Annotated in this window: 1 protein-coding gene; it reads right to left on the bottom strand. The window is 66.9% G+C overall.

The features are described 5' to 3' along the window. Positions 1-1,373, bottom strand: a 1,373-nt coding sequence (locus V6S85_RS26345) for a cbb3-type cytochrome c oxidase subunit I (RefSeq protein WP_334350790.1), incomplete at its 3' end; no start/stop codon positions are given. Between the last annotated feature and the right edge of the window lie 113 nt (positions 1,374-1,486).

Here is a 1,486-nt window from a genome sequence, read left to right as displayed (position 1 = left end):
CCGGCGAACATCAACCCGAAGGTCCAGCGGCCCAGGCGCTCGCTCAAGGGCCGGGCCGAGACCATCGGCGTCCAGTAGTAGATCGCCGCGAACAGCGGAAAGACCATCCCGCCGATCAGCACGTAATGCAGGTGGGCGACGATGAAGTAGGTGTCGTGGGCCTGCCAGTCGAAGGGGACCATGGCCGCCATCACGCCGGTCAGTCCGCCCATGACGAAGATCAGCAGAGAACCGAGCACGAAGAGGCCCGGTACGTTGAACGTCATCCGGCCGGAGGCGACCGTGGCGATCCAGGCGAACACCTGGACGCCAGCCGGCAGGCTCACGGCCATGGAGGCGGCCGAGAACATTCCGACCGACACGCCCGGCAGGCCGGTGGTGAACATGTGGTGGGCCCAGACCCCGAAGCTGATGAAGCCCGTCGCCAGGAACGCCAGCACCACCAGCCAGTGACCGACCAGCGGCGTGCGGGCCACGGCAGGCACGATGGTCGACATGGCCCCGGCCGCCGGCAGGAAGATGATGTAGACCTCGGGGTGGCCGAAGAACCAGAAGAGGTGCTGCCACAGCATCGGATCGCCGCCCCGCGCGGCGTCGAAGAACGGCCAGCCCAGGGCGCGCTCCAGCTCCAGCAGGGTGGTGGCCAGGATCACCGACGGGAAGGCGATGATGATCATGCCGGCGAAGACCAGCATGGCCCAGGCGAAGACCGGCAGCTTGTCCAGCGTCATGCCGGGCGCGCGGGTCTTCAGTACGCCGACGATGATCTCGATGGCCCCGGCGATGGCCGAAATCTCGATGAAGCCGATGCCCAGCAGCCAGAAGTCGGCGTTGATGCCCGGCGAATAGGTTGTCGAGGTCAGCGGCGGATACATGAACCAGCCGCCGTTCGGCGCCAGGCCGAAGAACAGCGAGCAGAAGAACGCCAGGCCCCCGATCAGATAGGCCCAGAAGGCGTAGGCAGACAGGCGCGGGAAGGGCAGGTCGCGCGCGCCCAGCATCTGCGGTAGCAGCAGGACGCCCAGCGCCTCCACGGCCGGCACCGCGAAAAGGAACATCATCACCGTGCCGTGCATGGTGAAGATCTGGTTGTAGGTCTCCTGGGCCAGCACGCCCTGCATCGGCAGAGCCAGCTGCGTGCGCATCAGGAGCGCCAGCACCCCGGCCAGCACGAAGAACAGCATGGCCGCGCCGACGTAATAGACGCCGACATAGTTGTTGTTGATGACGGTGATCCACTCCCACCGCCGGGGGGCGCACCAGATCGCCTCCAGCTGCTCCAGCTCGCCCTTCGGTCGCCGTCCCTTGGTCGGAAAGCGCTCGTAGAGGCTGGTGTCGAAGCCGGTCTCGGACGGCGTGGCGGGGCCGCTCACTTCAGGCTCTCCAGATAGGCGGAGACGTCGCGCAGTTCCTGGCCGCTCAGCACCGAATAGGCGGGCATGCGGTTGCCAGGCTTGATCGCCTGGCTGTCGCCGATCCAGCCGGC

The sequence above is a fragment of the Caulobacter sp. CCNWLW153 genome (assembly GCF_036889365.1).
Classification (GTDB): Bacteria; Pseudomonadota; Alphaproteobacteria; order Caulobacterales; family Caulobacteraceae; genus Caulobacter; species Caulobacter radicis.
Note: the sequence above shows the minus strand (reverse complement) of the source record. Positions and strands in the feature narration are given on the sequence as shown.